The following is a 14,401-nucleotide window of genomic DNA, read 5'->3' as shown; positions in this document are numbered from 1 at the left end:
GGGTATATATATTTAATTATAACTTTTCACCCTATTCTGAAAACAATGAAAAAATATATAATACATTCATAGAGCGTAAGAGGAGGAAATAAATTGAGTATTGAACCAACATCATCTGCAGGTACTGTATTAGTCACATATTCGGAACGGACGGCTACTGTTGCAATGAACCGGCCAGAGGCCATGAATGCACTAAATCCGCAAATGCTGCATGATTTAACTTCTGCCCTTAAAGAAGTAAGTGAAAATGAAGAAGTGGACGTAGTCATTTTAAAAGGGAACGGGAAGGCATTTTCCGCGGGTGGAGATATTAAGATGATGCTCACATCTGAAAAAGAAAACGCTTTCGATGATCTGATGGATGGAATCAGTGAATTGGTTACCACTCTCTATTTCATGCCTAAATTGACCATAAGCGCCATTCATGGTGCAGCAGCGGGGCTTGGCCTGAGTATAGCTCTTGCAACTGATCATCTCATCGCAGATTCGGAAAGTAAAGTTGCGATGAATTTTATCGGAATTGGATTAATTCCTGATGGCGGGGGACACTTCTTCCTTGAGCGTCGACTTGGTGAAGTAGGTGCAAAGGAGTTAATCTGGGAAGGTAAAGTCCTTACAGCGCTCGAAGCCAAAGAAAAGGGTCTCGTTCATGAAGTGGCAGACGGAACTTTGGAACAGACGGTAGAGAGAAAAGTACAAACGTGGCTGGAAAGCCCGGTCCAAGCTATGATCAAAACAAAAAAAATCCTTAGTGAAAAAAATCGGCCATTATTAATTAAAATGCTTGAGATTGAAAAAGCTGCTCAAATGAAAATGCGTCAAACAGCGGATCACCAAGAAGGAATAAAGGCTTTCATGGAAAAAAGAAAACCGAACTTCATCGGGAAATGAATGAGAAAGACCGTCATTTCCCTAGTGATGACCTCAGTATGTAGCAAAAAAGGGGTTCGGAAAACGTATCATTCATCAAATGATGTTCCCGAACCAACTGACCCAAAGCAACACCTTCAACTCCTCAGATATGGTTTCTAGCTAAATGTTATAACAAAGTTGATTGGAACGGGTGTGCGAGACTCCGGCGGGAAAAGCGCGTCCAAGGGAGACCCCGCAGGCGTTAGCCGAGGAGCACACCGGACCGCCCGCGGAAAGCGAGTGCCTGTAGCGGAAATCAACGGCCAAATTGTACAACCCATAAAAAAACCGTAGGCCGTCACGTTTTTGTGACGGCCTTTCTTTAAAATGATTACGCTTCCATCTTCGGTCAGCGATGAAAAAGCAATAGCGCTCCTGCAGGAGATGTACAGCGATGGGTTAAATCTTGGTAGTTTTTTTCATTCAAAAGATTTTGACCTAATTCTTTTGCTTGTTCATCATTCTCGGCTGTAAATGATTCATCCAATAGTTTTTCCCCTGACGGTTCAAAAACGGTTAATTTGTATATTCTGCTCATTTCCAAAACTCCCTCATCAATAATATACTGTCTTTTCTCTAAATACAGGAACTGTTATAAAAATTTTATCATTATCTGTCAATTTTGACTATTGTTATGTGAGGGAAATGTAGTAACACTGGAAATATAGATAAGTGGCTGAATATTTCGAAAAATGGTGAAAAATGACTATACCGAACAAACTTCATAGTTTTTTCCTTTAAGTTTGGAAAGAATGAATACAAAACCTATTTATACTAGAGGAATTCTCTCTTTAAAATGAAAAATCATAAATGATATAATAAACTAGAGTAAAAGTGCATCCAGGAAGTGTAGGAACGAAGGGAGTTTTTTGAATGACGGTAAAGATCGTGAATAATATTACGGAATTGATAGGAGATACACCTGTTGTAAGAATTAATCATTTAACGGGGAAGAATGACGCGGAGGTATTTGTGAAGCTTGAATATTTCAATCCAAGCCGAAGCGTAAAAGATCGGGCTGCCTTCAACTTGATCAGGCAGGCTGAATTGGATGGAATCATTCAATCCGGGGCGACTATCATAGAGCCAACCTCTGGAAATACAGGTATAGGGCTTGCAATGAATGCTGCCGCAAAGGGGTATCGGGCCATTATGGTCATGCCAGATAATATGTCAAAAGAAAGAATCAATATACTAAAAGCATATGGAGCGGAAGTTGTGCTAACCCCTGCATCGGAGCGGATGCCTGGAGCCATTCGTAAAGCAGAGGAACTCGCTGCAGAGATTCCTAATAGCTTTATTCCGCAGCAATTTGAAAACAAAGCCAACCCTGATATTCACAGAGTGACGACTGCCGTCGAGATTATGGATCAGATGGATGGAAAGCTAGACGTGTTTGTCGCAACTGCAGGGACGGGCGGAACGATAACTGGTACAGGTGAAGCATTAAAAGAACAGCTGCCTGATTTAAGGGTTGTCGTTGTCGAGCCTAAGGGTTCTCCTGTACTTTCAGGCGGAAAGCCTGGTCCTCATAAGTTAGTGGGTACGAGCCCTGGTTTTATCCCAAGCATTTTAAATACAAACGTATTTGATGAAATCGTTCAAGCGGCTGATGAAGACGCCATTTCTACCATGAAGGATATGGCTTCGAAAGAAGGGATATTCATTGGGCCTTCAGGCGGTGCCTCGGTTTGGACTGCCCTGCAGGAAGCCCGTCGTCTTGGAAGTGGAAAGCGAGTGTTATGCATTGCGCCGGATAACGGTGAACGCTACTTAAGTATGGATATTTTCAACTAATATTGGAAGGGGCCGAATGCCGTGTACAGCACAAAGTGTACGCCATTCGGTCTTTTTTCGGTTGAATTTGCCCATACTGGATTATCTGGTCCCTTGATATGTATTAAAGTAATAATATATGGGAAAGTATGTTCTGTTCATGTTAAAATTAAAAGTGAATTGTTGATAGAAATCGAGGTGTTACTTTTGAGTAAAGTGAAGTTCATTCATGCGGCGGATCTCCATTTGGATACTCCCTTTTCAGGGTTGAAGGATTTGCCATTAGCTATATTGAAGGAATTAAGGGAAAGCCCATTTAAAGCCTTCCAAAAAATCATTAATGAAGCAATTTACCATCGAGTTGACTTTATCGTCCTGTCGGGGGATCTGTTTGATGGGGAAAATCGGAGTCTCCGGACACAAGTCCGTTTTCGAACCGAAATGGAAAAACTCGAGCAACATCAAATCCCTGCCTATATCATTCATGGAAATCATGATCATCTCAGCGGCTCATGGATTACTGTAAAGCTACCGGATAATGTTTACGTTTTTTCTGGGCAAACGGAAGTGAAATTGTTCGAAAAAACGGATGGAACGACTGTCCACCTTTATGGTTTCAGTTATCCACGCCGTCATGTAAGGGAGAGAATGATTGAAACCTACATAAAAGCTGAAGGGGCGGATTATCATATTGGTCTGCTTCATGGGAATTTGGAAGGCAATTCCGAACATAGCCCATACTCCCCTTTTTCCCTGAAGGAACTTGCGGCTAAAGATTTCGATTACTGGGCATTAGGCCATATTCATAAGCATCAGGTTGTTTCAGAAGATCCGCTTGTGATTTACTCAGGAAATATACAAGGCAGGAACCGCAAGGAGTCTGGCGTAAAAGGTTGCCTGCTGGTCGAACTCGACGGTGACACGAAGCGCCATTCCTTTATTGAAACCTCTGAAGTGATATGGGATAGTGTAACGATTAAACCATCAGCTGATGGAGGATTTGATGCCCTGTTCAAGCAATGCAGGGAAGTAATTGAGCAAAAGGGTTTCGATGGAAGAAGCTATCTTTTGGAAGTGAAGTTGGATGTTGGAGGAGCAGCCGACGCTTACGGGGAATATCTTGAGGAATTGACCCGGATTTTACAGGAAGAAGAGCAAGGTGAATCGTTTGTCTGGGTCTATAAAATCAAAGTCATCCAGTCCGTGACTATGATCAGGACAAATGAAAGGTTATCGCCATTTATGGCTGAGGTATCCATGCTGGCTTCTGAATTTGATGATACAGAGGCTGCTCTGGCCCCGCTTTATAATCTCCCAGGTGCAAGAAGATATCTTGATGCCATAGAGTTTGATGAGCAGAGGGAGCTTTTGGATGAAGCGGAAAGCTGGCTTTTGCATGTGTTTGAACCGAATAAATAGGTACAGATAGGAGGAAGAGATTTGATTATTAAAGACCTCCATGTTTATGGTTATGGTAAACTGGAAAATCAGCGTTTTCCTGAATTGGGGCAGCTGCAGATTTTCTTTGGCGAAAATGAATCAGGCAAGTCCACCATCATGTCCTTCATTCATAGTATTCTATTTGGTTTTCCGACAAAGGTTCAAAACGAACCGCGTTATGAGCCTAAAATGCATGCCAAATATGGGGGAAGGCTTAGTCTCATAACAAAAAAGGATGGGGAAATCGTTATTGAACGAGTGAAGGGGAAAGCGACTGGGGATGTAAAAGTGACTTTCGAAGATGGAAGGGTTGGCGGCGAGGACGAGCTGAATGATATTCTCCATGGCGTTGATAAAAACTATTACCAAGCCATTTTTTCTTTCAATCTTCAAGGCTTGCAGGGGTTACATACACTAAGTGAAGGAACGATGAGTAAATATCTGCTTTCAGCCGGGCTGATCGGGAACGATAAACTTCTTGAAGCCGAAACGAAATTGCAAAAAGAGCTGGATTTAAGGTTCAAGCCATCAGGCCAAAAACCTCTACTGAATGTGAGGATAAAAGAACTTAGGGAATTGCAGAAAAAGGTAAAAGCATCAGAAGAAGAACAGCAGTCATATACGGCATTACTTCAGGAAGAGACAAAAATGAAGGAGGAGCTCGCTGACATCACGGAAGATATTCAAGAAATTGAAGAAAACCTTGTTACCATGAGTACTTTTTTACGAATAAAACCGTTGGTTGAAGAAAAGGACGAACTTGAAACCGAAATAAGTAAAATCAAGGATGTAAGTTTTCCTGTTGATGGTTTAAAAAGGCTTGAACAGCTTCAGGCAGTTGGAGTGCCCATGAAAGCCCATTTAGCTGCATTGACGGAGAAAATGGCCAAACTTGAAGGGAATCTTGCCGAAATCGGAATCAATCATTTCATCAAGGAACATAAAGAGCAAATTGAGCATGCGGTCGATCAAGGAACACTGCTGGAGAAGCTTGAGCTGGATATGCGCAAAGCAAAACATGAAAGGCTGATGGAAGAAAAGAATATCGAAAAGGTGAAACAGGAATTATTCTTGGATGTATCTGATGATGAAATAAGAAAACTCGATATCAGTACATTCATGAAGGAAAAGGTCAAAAGGGCAGAGAGAGAAAAGCATCATCTCCAAAATGTTAAAAAACAGCTTGATGAGAAATATGGACTGCAAAAGGGAAGCTTGGAAACGACGGAAGCCCGCTTGAAGGAGATTAAGGCCCAGATAATGCCAGAAGAAAAAAGAAGCAAGCTGGAATCTTTATTCAACAAGCAACAAAACATCGAACTTGAAGCAGCCAAAAGCATCATCCTTGATGAACAAATACTCGAACTTGAAAAACAATTGTCATTACAGAAAAAGAAGGAAGCGCATAACCGAAAACGTTCACTTTTCATGAATGGCGGTTTTATCGTATTACTATGTTTAGGTGCGATCAAAAGCTATTTCAGTGAACAAATACTATTGGGAATGATACTTCTGGCAGTGGCTGTTCTGTTTGCGGTTTCCAAGTCTTTCTTCAAAGGTGATGATATATTGTCCGGGTATAGTAAGCAATTGGATGAGGCAAAAAAGAAAAGGGCTGTAATTGCGAGTGAAGCAAAAAGAGAGAGTGAAGAAGAGTCGATGGGACAGTTGCTTGAGCTGGACCACCGTCTTCAAAGGCAGCTTGAGAATGAGAGATTCAAATACAAAGAACGAGAGGAAGCATTCGAATCGACCATCCAGGAATACGCATCTTGGGAAGCTGGCAGGGATCGGCTTGATAAAGAGGTGAGCAACATCTTAAGCGGTTGGGGCATGTCTTATCCCGGAGTGGAAATCAATCTTGAATCTGTATTGGAACTGCTGGAGAAATGGAAGGAAGCCGTTGAAAGAAAATATGAAACAATCAAGCAGTACCAATTTTTACATGCAGAGTTTGAAGGTAAAGTGAAGGCTTTATTTCATTTTGCCCACAGCCTTGATTTTGAGCCATCCACATGGAGGGAAGCAATAGCCCTTTTAAAACGGGAAATGAACAAAGCGGTGGAGTTCTCCGTTCAACTTACACAATGGATGAAGGAACGGGACCGTTTGGTAAACGAAATCGAGCAGTTGACGATGGAAAAAGACTATCTTGATGCAGAAATGGAGCAGCTTTTTGAGTTAGCGAAGGTAAAGGGTGAGGAAGAGTTCAGACATAACGCAGTTTTGTCCGAGAGGAAAGTCTCTTTGCAAAAACAACTTGATTTGATCAATGTTCAAATAGGGCAATCAAGAATGGAACATGAGCAAATTCAAACTTACCTAAAGCAGGGAATCACTACATATACATTTGAACATTTAGAAAGGAAACGGAAGGATTCCGTAAATTCTAAATCACTTTTATTAGAGAAACAGTCTGAAACGAAGCAAAGGATAAAGCAGCTTGAAGCTTCAGGAATTTATGACGACTTACTTCATCGTTTTTATGAAGAAAAAGCGGCATTCAACGAAGAAGCGAAGGAATGGGCGAAATTGGCAATAGCCAAAAGCTTATTGAATAAAACCTTGGACGGATATAAAAGGGAACGACTTCCGAAGGTTATCGCTGATGCTGAGCGGCATTTTTCCTTTTTAACGAAAGGGTGCTACCAAAAGATCATCCTTGATCAGTCGGGTGATGGGATTTGGGTACAGCGTAGAGACGGCTTGAACTTTAGGGCTGAAGAGGTCAGCCGCGGGACAGCAGAGCAAATTTATGTGTCCCTAAGGCTCGCACTTGCTGATCATACTTTTGAAAAAGATTCATTCCCTCTCATCATTGATGATAGTTTCGTCAATTTTGATGCGGAAAGGACAAAACGGATGCTTGAGTTATTGAAAAAAGTTTCGGAAAAGCGACAAATTTTCTTTTTTACTTGTCATCGGCATGTATTGGAGCATTTTAGGGAAAACCAAATAATTCGTCTATCCAGTTCCGTGTTGCGCCAAAATATGAATGATTTGATCATCCCCGAAATATAATGGGAAATAAACTATAAATAAAAGAGAGTGAAGTCAGTGAATATGGCTGAGTTTGTAAGCCAACATGATTCTTCATTAATGTTAATCATCGAAAAGGAGTTCCCTGATAAACGGTGTGTGGGGGGAAAGTATTCTGCCGAAGGACATACGATCACTTTATATAAGAGAGATATCGAAATACAGTGTGAACGCTCTCTTGGCTCGCTTGAAAGGCTTGAGGAATATACATGGATCATCCTCACACATGAAATGGGTCATGCGTTGGACCCGGATCTTGCCGTACTGAGTAAGGAGCTATACAGTACGGGAAAATCAGAAATCCTTTATCAAATAGAAGTCAATGCCTGGAACATCGCCGAAGGATTAATCCCTTATATCGATCAGGATTTATTTACCTTCATTAGAGATGAATCCCTTGCACATTGTACAAATCGCCTGTTGGTCGGTTAAAATGCTCTCCGAATGGAGGGCTTTTCTTTATTCGCTAAATGAAACCGTTCGGTGGTTCCGACAGGAGAATGTCTCTATGTAGGAGCATGAAAGAATGAAACGGCCATTTGGAAGTTGTGCAAAATGAAGGATCTGAAATGAGGGTCTAATCTTTTTTACACATGAATGTTTACCTAGGATGACACGGAGTTTATGGTTTATACTCTTTTTTTAGATTGACAGTGAGAATCATTTTCATTAAACTGGTATTATTAGATTAATAAGGGGAGTATATTAATGCGACCAGCTATTAACACTCAGTCTCTATCGCTCGGTTATGGTGATAAATTAATTATAAATGATATGAATATAGAAATACCACGTGGGGAAATCACCGTATTCATCGGTGCAAATGGATGTGGGAAATCAACATTGCTTAGGTCGGTTGCCCGCTTATTAAAACCGCAATCCGGCTCAGTTTTACTTGAAGGCAAAGCGATTTCAACCATGTCATCGAAGGATGTAGCAAGAAAGATGGCGATTCTTCCACAATCGCCGATTGCTCCTGAAGGACTTACAGTCTATCAACTTGTGAAGCAAGGAAGATATCCTTACCAAAGTTGGTTGAAACAGTGGAGTTCCGTGGATGAAGAGAAAGTTCAAAAGGCAATCGAAGCAACGAACCTGTCCGAATTGAAGGATCGGGCAGTCGATGAATTATCGGGAGGCCAGAAGCAGCGTGCATGGATAGCGATGACACTGGCTCAAGACACGGACATCATTTTGTTGGATGAACCGACTACATATCTCGATATGACCCATCAAATCGAGATTTTGGATTTATTGTTCGACTTGAATGAGTTGGAGAACCGAACGATCGTGATGGTGCTTCATGATTTGAATTTGGCTTGCCGTTATGCGGATAATCTGGTGGCACTTAAAGAAGGAGCGATACACGCTCAAGGCCGGCCGGAGGATATCATCACGCCTGGATTGGTAAAGCATGTCTTCGGGATGGAATGTCAAATTTCCTTTGATCCGATTTTCGGCAGCCCGATGTGCATCCCGTTTGGTAAAGGCCGTTACGCTCACAGGCAGGTAAAAGCGCTCGCCAATGCATAACCTCACACCTACTATCGAAAAAGAGCTGCAGGGATATCGCATATCCTTACGAGATGAAGCCAAAGCTTCCAAGACCTTTGATCATCTAGATGAGCTGATTCAGTATGCCCAGGCACGGACAGGGGCGGAAACGACAAGAATAGCCATTTCAATGTGGTTCAGGCGATATGCTTTTTTTGTTACGGCACAATTGTACATGGTCAGTAAACACCGGCTCATCTGGGAGGGCACATTAGGGGACATTGCCGTTTTGGATGATCCCGAAGATGAACATTGGCTGCCGCATTTTTTGTTGAAAACTAACAAGTGGAGCGATGTTCAAGAAAAGGAAAGCTCTATTGCCCTCCAGTCCATATTAAGCAGGTTTGGTGCGGAAGCGATTCACCCGCTTTCTAAAACGACTAGAATATCAAAACTTGTACTATGGGAAACGATCTGGAGCTATACGGTATGGATGTATAGTGAGCTACTGAAGCAGACTGATATAAAGACACGTGTTGAAACGGACATTGTAAAGTTGCTTGAAGATGAAGTATGGCTGAATATTGAAAAGCATTCACCATTTAAACGATTCATTGGGGAAAAAACTGTCGAAGAGTCCATGAATCCTTATAAACGGGTGACATGCTGTTTATATTACCGGATTGAGGGCCAGGGAAAATGCGCGTATTGTCCGAACAAGAACTGTTGAATAATATCGATTACAAAGCCAGGCTTGGGTTCAAGGCTGGCTTTCTTGTGGTGTGAAAAAAGTGGCAGCCGCCCAGGCTTTTTTTCCTTCAAATTGTCTATCACTTATTAACGAAACTAAACGCACTGGCCGGGTTGATATGTTATAATGTTGATATTTAATTGAACGGAGGCAGTCGCATGGGAAATGGGATCATTCACTACGGAATTGGTGAAGTAGTAGATATATATATGTATATTAAAACGAGTACAAAAGCGGTTGCAAGTAATGGAAAGCCGTTTTTAACATTGATTTTGTGTGATAAAACCGGGGAAATCGAGGCAAAGCTATGGGATGTTTCCGAAGCAGATGAGAAGACCTACAGCTCGGAAGCCACGGTGAAAGTTCAAGGGGAAGTCCAAAATTATCGAGGGCGCAGCCAATTGAAAATCCGTAATATTAGAATCACTTCAGATGCTGATGGCGTCACAAAAGCGGATTTGATTCAAACGGCACCTTTAAGTCAGGAAGAAATGATGGAAACGATCACTCAATTCATTTTTGAAATGAGGAATCCGAATATCCAAAGAGTGACTAGACACCTTATTAAGAAATATCAGAATGAATTCCTGACGTTTCCTGCTGCCACCAAGAACCACCATGAGTATTTGTCGGGACTCGCCTATCACGTGGTATCGATGCTGGGGCTGGCTAAGGCCATTTCAAGCCTCTATCCTTCGCTCAATAGAGATCTTTTGTATGCGGGGGTCATTCTGCATGACCTTGGGAAGGTACATGAGCTATCTGGACCTGTATCGACTGTTTATACCGTGGAAGGGAACCTGTTAGGTCATATCACCATCATGGTAAATGAAGTCGGTAAAGCTGCAGAGGAATTGGGGATAGAAGCAGAAGAAATCATGATCCTTAAGCACTTGATATTAAGCCATCATGGCAAAGCGGAATGGGGCAGTCCCAAGCCGCCAATGGTGAGGGAAGCTGAAGTATTGCATTATATTGATAACATGGATGCCAAGATAAATATGATGGACCGGGCCTTGGAAAAGGTGAAACCGGGTGAATTTACGGAAAGAGTCTTCGCACTCGATAACCGGTCATTCTATAAACCAACATTTTAAAAAAATATGCTTCTTTCCCGTCGTGGAAAGAAGCATATTTTTTTTATTCTCGCATATTCTCTAGTAAATGAATAGTAGATTTTTTGGGAGGGAATGGACATGCCAATTTGGATTTGGTTCGTGTTTATTGGAATAATTGTCAGTGCAGTCATGTCAATTTGGACAGCTAGGCAGGAACGTCTCATAGATGATGCTTGGATCGAGAAGGAAGGTCAGAAGTATATTGAACGTATGGAAGAAGAGCGTGAGAGGCGTAAGAAGGATATAAATCAGGGAGCTTAGCTGAATGATGAAAAAAAGCGACAGGACAAAGTCCTGTCGCTTTTTACTATCGAATTATTTTTCTGCTTTAGTTGCATCACCAGAAGTAATGGCATCTTTTAGATCTTTATCTTTAATCTTCACGTCCGCTTTTTTAACTTCTGCATTCAAAATATCTTGAACTTTAGTTTGGTCAATTTGAGCGACTTTCAAATCATATTCAAGATCTTTTTTCATATCTTTGTATGATTTTTTTTCTTTTATATCTTCAAGTTGGATGATGTGGTAGCCATAATCGGATTTAACCGGTTTGCTGATTTCATCTTTCTTCATTTTGTATGCTTGTTCTTCAAAGGCAGGAACCATTTCACCTTGACCGAACCAGCCTAGCTCTCCGCCTTTTTCAGCTGTTCCTGTGTCTGTTGAATATTCTTTTGCAAGTTTAGCGAAGTCTTCGCCTTTGTCCAATTTAGCTTTAACTTCATCAGCCGTTTTTTGGTCTTTTACAAGAATATGTCTCGCTTTGATTTGTGGTTTATAGTCTTCATAAGCTTTCTTCACATCAGCTTCTTTTACAGTAATATCAGCAACAGCTGCTTTTTCTTGAAGCATACCGATTTTAAGTGCACGTTTAAGATCATCTTCGCTCTTATATCCGGAAGAGGCTAGGGCCGTTTCAAAATTTTCACCCATTTGTTCTTTAAGCTCGTCCGCTTTAGCGTTAACTTCTTTATCCGATACTGTATATTTTTCGGAAAGAACTTTTTCATAAACAAGTTCTTGAAGAACTGTTTCACCATAACGGTCTTTCATGACATTGTAGAACTCTTCTTTAGATATATCTCCCGCTTTAGTTTCCACGACTGCTTCCTTGTCGCTGTTGCATGCTGTAAGTCCGATCAGCCCTGCAGTAACAGCAATCGATAATGCCCATTTCTTCATTAAAAACAACTCCTAGTTTTAAGTTTCTGATTTACTATTCTTTGTAATTCCACAAAATTAACTATAACATATTCTGGTTACTTTACAAAAAATAATATATTGATGTATCAATAAGAATTTTTGAAAAATGGGTGTACGCCTACCCAGATAATAAACGTTTACATATGATACATCGAGGACATCAAAAGGAGGTAGCAGAATGAGTAATGGATTTAATGGAGGTTTCGCTTTGTTAGTGGTGTTATTCATTTTATTAATAATTGTAGGATCAGCATTTTGCTAATCGATTGCAAAATTAATAATGAAAGTGCCCACTCCTTTTGCCGTGGAGTTGAATAGGATAGGGTAGACGCTCAACAGAAAATGATTGAAATGTTTATCAAGCTATGAAAGGAATGGATTCCTTTTGGCGGATATAAGAGTGCGCATGAAATTGCTGGTACTTAAGAATGGAAAGGAGGAAGATCAATGTCTGGAGGAATAGGTGGAGGCTTTGCTCTAATTGTCGTTCTTTTCATCCTGTTAATAATAATTGGAGCTTCTTGGTTATAAACTCATAAACAAAAGGCGAAGCAGACCGCTTCGCCCTTTTTCTTTATGTGGATAATGCTCCGGATATCACCAATGTATGTAACAAATGATTTGTCGTCATTTGTTGCTCATCTCTACGTATACAAAATTTCAATATAGGAGGATAATAACATAATCGTAATTAATACATTAATGGTCCTGAATACTTTAGGCTGCCGGTCTTCAGCAATTTCCTTTTGAATACATAAAGAGTTTGTCATTCTATTAATATTATAAAAGATCAAAATAGCAAAAATAATAAACCAGAACGAGATCAAAGCCTAAATCCCTCCTTGCAAAACATCATGTATAAATACGATACCAAATTATAATGAAAAAAGATACCAAAAAATCTTATCAGGAATCTTTATGGATGGTTATGAAATCACTTTTGAATAAGTATGTCATACCCTTCTCGATGTTCTTCGATATAAGAATGTCCTGGGGATCCAACCAGGTTTTTTATATAAATGAAATCCGATACACATAATCCGGTATGCAGGGATAATAAAATAGTGAAATAATGAATGTAATGTGGAAAACTAAGGGCACAACCAATTAAAATAACAGACATAATGAAGAAAGGTAACACAAGGGTCAAGAGATATAGGTGCTTTCGAATCGGATGATTCACATTAACTTTGCATGTAAGTATAAGGTTCCACTTCAAGGACCAAGAAGTTTTTACTTTTTTACATAATAATCGTAAGGGTAAATAGTGTAATAGTTTGTGAACAGGATATAATAAAAGAAAAAGGCTAAAAAATACCATTGTTTGGTCGTCATACAAAACAATATGGGATGTAAAGAAACTTAATATTGTATAGATCAGAACAAAAGACATCAATATTGTAAAAACTGAAAAAAGGATCAGGCGGCCATTCCCATATTGTTTTGCCAGGTCAATTGTTTTCCACGAATTCATTTCGAAATCAGCCCTCCAAAGACTGTTGAATTTACATACATACATTACGATGAATGGGGGGAAATAGCAATAGAATTATTGGATTTAGTTATAAGAGAATATTCACTTCAGGACGGAAGAAGGCTTAAGGTGCATAAGACCGGGTTTTCGAACTACAGAATAGGCGGATTTTTGAGCAGGGATTTCCAATGGTTTTAAACCTTTTAAGTTAAATTTGAATGATTGATTGGGGATTAATGATATATGAGAAATATGAATGAAGAAATAGAAATACTCCGTTTTCATCAGCGACTTTTATTAAACCTGATACGCAATCCGGAAGCCAAGTTGGACTTTCTTTTTGTGGAAAAAAATTTCACGAAGAAGGAAGCGGAAGAATTATTGGAAACATGTGATATCTTGAGCAAACGCTATGAAATAGAAAAAGCGGAAGGGTACATGAACTTTCGACCGCTTTTTAATCAATTTGAAAGAAAGGTTAATCCAAAAATAACCATAAAGGAATGCATTGATGCATGCCTATCACAAGGTTTATATGTATCATTCATGAAGGAAATGGATAGAGTGTGAGATTAAACTGGCTCAGTTTCTTTCTCTATCTTTTTTTTTGTAATTTTACCCTCCACATCAGTAAACTCCTGATCAATATTATCGAATGACCGTTCAAAGATTTGCATGAAATCTTCACCGTATATATTACGGATGACAGCCATCATTTCAATCATATCCGGAAACTTACCGTAAAGCTCGCGAAGGGGAAGGGCACCTGAGAAAGCAGAGTTCTTACTTGGGTCGTATGTTTCCATTAAATCAAGAAGAATTCTTTCACCTTCAGGGGTGATTTCTATATACGTATTCCTTTTGTCATTTTCTTTCTTTGAAAATGTTAAAAACCCGCGTTCTTCTAATTTTTTTGAAAAGTTAAATGCCGTAGAAACATGCATGACCCCAAATTTTGCAACGTCTGAAATGGAAGAGCCATTAAGATGGTAGGCAATCCAAAGAATATGGTGCTCATTGATATTTAAATCATAAGGCTTAATCCATTGCTGCCAATCTTTTTCAATCGATTTCCATAATGCTTTGCTTAATTGTGCAATTCGTTGACTAAAAATCATTGCTTCTTTCATAGAATAATTTTTATTCTGCATTTTATGGGCTCACCTACTTATAAGATTCTGTACATTTATTATG

The 14,401-nt window shown here is 40.0% G+C and carries 16 protein-coding genes; 12 read left to right on the top strand and 4 right to left on the bottom strand.

Annotated elements, in window-relative coordinates; translation table 11 throughout:
* The first annotated feature begins 93 nt into the window (after positions 1–93).
* Positions 94–891, top strand: a complete 798-nt coding sequence (locus tag ACFWE9_RS21635) for an enoyl-CoA hydratase (RefSeq protein WP_230158533.1) — start codon at positions 94–96, stop codon at positions 889–891.
* 370 nt (positions 892–1,261) lie between these two features.
* Here the strand turns inward: ACFWE9_RS21635 and ACFWE9_RS21630 are convergent, their stop codons facing one another.
* Positions 1,262–1,450, bottom strand: coding sequence for a YhzD family protein (locus ACFWE9_RS21630; RefSeq protein ID WP_230158535.1), 189 nt, complete (start codon positions 1,448–1,450; stop codon positions 1,262–1,264).
* A 335-nt stretch (positions 1,451–1,785) separates the two neighbouring features.
* Here ACFWE9_RS21630 and cysK point away from each other — a divergent pair, with 335 nt between their 5' ends.
* From cysK to ACFWE9_RS21590, 8 genes are all read left to right on the top strand, one after another.
* Positions 1,786–2,709 (top strand): cysteine synthase A, encoded by a 924-nt coding sequence (gene cysK / locus ACFWE9_RS21625; protein WP_230158537.1) that lies wholly within the window; start codon positions 1,786–1,788, stop codon positions 2,707–2,709.
* A gap of 21 nt (positions 2,710–2,730) precedes the next feature.
* Positions 2,731–4,107, top strand: coding sequence for a metallophosphoesterase family protein (locus ACFWE9_RS21620; protein WP_230158545.1), 1,377 nt, complete (start codon positions 2,731–2,733; stop codon positions 4,105–4,107).
* A 21-nt stretch (positions 4,108–4,128) separates the two neighbouring features.
* Entirely contained in the window at positions 4,129–7,149 is a 3,021-nt protein-coding gene (locus ACFWE9_RS21615) for an ATP-binding protein (protein ID WP_230158547.1), read from the top strand.
* Positions 7,150–7,191: 42 nt separating this feature from the next.
* Positions 7,192–7,599 carry a hypothetical protein gene (locus tag ACFWE9_RS21610; RefSeq protein ID WP_230158549.1) on the top strand — a complete coding sequence of 136 codons (408 nt, stop codon included), beginning with the start codon at positions 7,192–7,194 and terminating at the stop codon, positions 7,597–7,599.
* 276 nt (positions 7,600–7,875) lie between these two features.
* Positions 7,876–8,700 (top strand): ABC transporter ATP-binding protein, encoded by an 825-nt coding sequence (locus ACFWE9_RS21605; protein ID WP_377358710.1) that lies wholly within the window; start codon positions 7,876–7,878, stop codon positions 8,698–8,700.
* The gene (locus ACFWE9_RS21600) at positions 8,693–9,391 is read left to right on the top strand and encodes a (2Fe-2S)-binding protein (protein WP_230158552.1); all 699 of its coding nucleotides are present in this window, start codon (positions 8,693–8,695) and stop codon (positions 9,389–9,391) included. Before ACFWE9_RS21605 ends, ACFWE9_RS21600 begins: the two co-directional genes overlap by 8 nt.
* Before the next feature lie 179 nt (positions 9,392–9,570).
* Positions 9,571–10,509: a 3'-5' exoribonuclease YhaM gene (gene yhaM / locus ACFWE9_RS21595; protein WP_230158554.1), complete on the top strand. Its 939-nt coding sequence runs from the start codon at positions 9,571–9,573 to the stop codon at positions 10,507–10,509.
* A gap of 99 nt (positions 10,510–10,608) precedes the next feature.
* A complete protein-coding gene (locus ACFWE9_RS21590; RefSeq protein WP_053344914.1) occupies positions 10,609–10,791 on the top strand; it encodes a sporulation YhaL family protein in 183 nt (60 codons plus the stop codon).
* A gap of 54 nt (positions 10,792–10,845) precedes the next feature.
* Here the strand turns inward: ACFWE9_RS21590 and ACFWE9_RS21585 are convergent, their stop codons facing one another.
* Complete coding sequence (locus tag ACFWE9_RS21585; protein ID WP_230158563.1) at positions 10,846–11,712, bottom strand: peptidylprolyl isomerase; 867 nt, start codon at positions 11,710–11,712, stop codon at positions 10,846–10,848.
* A 199-nt stretch (positions 11,713–11,911) separates the two neighbouring features.
* Between ACFWE9_RS21585 and ACFWE9_RS21580 the strand changes: the two genes are divergently transcribed.
* The gene (locus ACFWE9_RS21580; RefSeq protein WP_230158741.1) at positions 11,912–11,995 is read left to right on the top strand and encodes a YjcZ family sporulation protein; all 84 of its coding nucleotides are present in this window, start codon (positions 11,912–11,914) and stop codon (positions 11,993–11,995) included.
* A 185-nt stretch (positions 11,996–12,180) separates the two neighbouring features.
* The gene (locus ACFWE9_RS21575) at positions 12,181–12,264 is read left to right on the top strand and encodes a YjcZ family sporulation protein (RefSeq protein ID WP_061462016.1); all 84 of its coding nucleotides are present in this window, start codon (positions 12,181–12,183) and stop codon (positions 12,262–12,264) included.
* A gap of 403 nt (positions 12,265–12,667) precedes the next feature.
* On the opposite strand, the gene ACFWE9_RS21570 is transcribed toward ACFWE9_RS21575, so the two are convergent.
* Positions 12,668–13,054 carry a DUF3267 domain-containing protein gene (locus ACFWE9_RS21570; RefSeq protein ID WP_377358713.1) on the bottom strand — a complete coding sequence of 129 codons (387 nt, stop codon included), beginning with the start codon at positions 13,052–13,054 and terminating at the stop codon, positions 12,668–12,670.
* A 396-nt stretch (positions 13,055–13,450) separates the two neighbouring features.
* Here ACFWE9_RS21570 and ACFWE9_RS21565 point away from each other — a divergent pair, with 396 nt between their 5' ends.
* Positions 13,451–13,777 (top strand): DUF1878 family protein, encoded by a 327-nt coding sequence (locus ACFWE9_RS21565; RefSeq protein ID WP_230158570.1) that lies wholly within the window; start codon positions 13,451–13,453, stop codon positions 13,775–13,777.
* 2 nt (positions 13,778–13,779) lie between these two features.
* Here ACFWE9_RS21565 and ACFWE9_RS21560 read toward each other — a convergent pair whose 3' ends face one another.
* Complete coding sequence (locus ACFWE9_RS21560) at positions 13,780–14,358, bottom strand: HTH-type transcriptional regulator Hpr (RefSeq protein WP_230158572.1); 579 nt, start codon at positions 14,356–14,358, stop codon at positions 13,780–13,782.
* Between the last annotated feature and the right edge of the window lie 43 nt (positions 14,359–14,401).

This window comes from Peribacillus sp. NPDC060253 (genome assembly GCF_042727425.1).
Classification (GTDB): Bacteria; Bacillota; Bacilli; order Bacillales; family DSM-1321; genus Peribacillus.
The sequence above is the reverse complement of the archived record's forward strand: the minus strand, read 5'-3'. Positions and strand labels throughout refer to the sequence as shown.

Excerpts from the sequence above, each read along its gene's own strand:
- ACFWE9_RS21630 (WP_230158535.1), bottom strand. The coding sequence starts at position 1,450 with ATGAGCAGAATATACAAATTAACCGTTTTTGAACCGTCAGGGGAAAAA.
- cysK (WP_230158537.1), top strand. The coding sequence starts at position 1,786 with ATGACGGTAAAGATCGTGAATAATATTACGGAATTGATAGGAGATACA.
- ACFWE9_RS21610 (WP_230158549.1), top strand. The coding sequence starts at position 7,192 with ATGGCTGAGTTTGTAAGCCAACATGATTCTTCATTAATGTTAATCATC.
- ACFWE9_RS21605 (WP_377358710.1), top strand. The coding sequence starts at position 7,876 with ATGCGACCAGCTATTAACACTCAGTCTCTATCGCTCGGTTATGGTGAT.
- ACFWE9_RS21600 (WP_230158552.1), top strand. The coding sequence starts at position 8,693 with ATGCATAACCTCACACCTACTATCGAAAAAGAGCTGCAGGGATATCGC.
- yhaM (WP_230158554.1), top strand. The coding sequence starts at position 9,571 with ATGGGAAATGGGATCATTCACTACGGAATTGGTGAAGTAGTAGATATA.
- ACFWE9_RS21590 (WP_053344914.1), top strand. The coding sequence starts at position 10,609 with ATGCCAATTTGGATTTGGTTCGTGTTTATTGGAATAATTGTCAGTGCA.
- ACFWE9_RS21585 (WP_230158563.1), bottom strand. The coding sequence starts at position 11,712 with ATGAAGAAATGGGCATTATCGATTGCTGTTACTGCAGGGCTGATCGGA.
- ACFWE9_RS21580 (WP_230158741.1), top strand. The coding sequence starts at position 11,912 with ATGAGTAATGGATTTAATGGAGGTTTCGCTTTGTTAGTGGTGTTATTC.
- ACFWE9_RS21575 (WP_061462016.1), top strand. The coding sequence starts at position 12,181 with ATGTCTGGAGGAATAGGTGGAGGCTTTGCTCTAATTGTCGTTCTTTTC.
- ACFWE9_RS21570 (WP_377358713.1), bottom strand. The coding sequence starts at position 13,054 with ATGGTATTTTTTAGCCTTTTTCTTTTATTATATCCTGTTCACAAACTA.
- ACFWE9_RS21565 (WP_230158570.1), top strand. The coding sequence starts at position 13,451 with ATGAGAAATATGAATGAAGAAATAGAAATACTCCGTTTTCATCAGCGA.
- ACFWE9_RS21560 (WP_230158572.1), bottom strand. The coding sequence starts at position 14,358 with ATGCAGAATAAAAATTATTCTATGAAAGAAGCAATGATTTTTAGTCAA.